This is a genomic window from Peribacillus sp. P4_C12, from assembly GCF_056402095.1.
Genome location: NZ_JBFUIB010001115.1, coordinates 1 through 659, shown reverse-complemented (window position 1 = coordinate 659; position 659 = coordinate 1). Strand labels below are relative to the sequence as shown.

The following is a 659-nucleotide window of genomic DNA, read 5'->3' as shown; positions in this document are numbered from 1 at the left end:
TTCATATACTATTATGCAATAAGAGATACGTGGATTAAAAAGCAATGCATCCATCCAAGTAGATGGGAAAAAACCAAAAGCCCTAATAAATAAAAACCCATCAATAAGACATTAAGAACGATAATAGATGATAGATAAGTGGGCGAGTACAGTTTTTTTCTCTTTAGATAGCATCAAGGTAACCATCCTTTCGAAATGTTAATTTTACTATAAAGGGATTTCAGAAAAGGTTAACGAATGACTATTTTTGAACCTGTTGATCAATGATACATTTTTCTTCCTCGTATAGGTGGGGAATCGTTAGAAAGATATACTTAATGTTGTAAAACCGCATTTTCAGAACGGTACCCCAATTAGCGCAATTAGGAGAAGACCTGCAGTGATTCCGATAAAGACTGGATTAATCATAGCTGCAAGATTCAAGAGAATAACGCTTAATAAGGATGGCGTAATTGCCAATGGAAAATGCTTGTTCATATTTCACAATATTTTTCAAAAACCAAATAATAGATGGTGAATAAAGACATATAGATCAGTCAATAATAGGGAACGAAAAATAGCTAAGAGAACTGATTTAAAGTTATGGTTAGGAAAGAATAGAAAAGGCCTAAGTTAGGAAAGTTACTTAATAATTGTAACGGTATTACTCTGTCTGAACT

1 protein-coding gene is annotated in these 659 nt (G+C 32.8%); it reads right to left on the bottom strand.

All coding sequences use genetic code 11. The annotated features are described in order from the left end of the window. Window positions 1–336: 336 nt before the first annotated feature. Complete coding sequence (locus AC1DUW_RS31655) at window positions 337–459, bottom strand: hypothetical protein (protein ID WP_477644556.1); 123 nt, start codon at window positions 457–459, stop codon at window positions 337–339. Window positions 460–659: the final 200 nt, after the last annotated feature.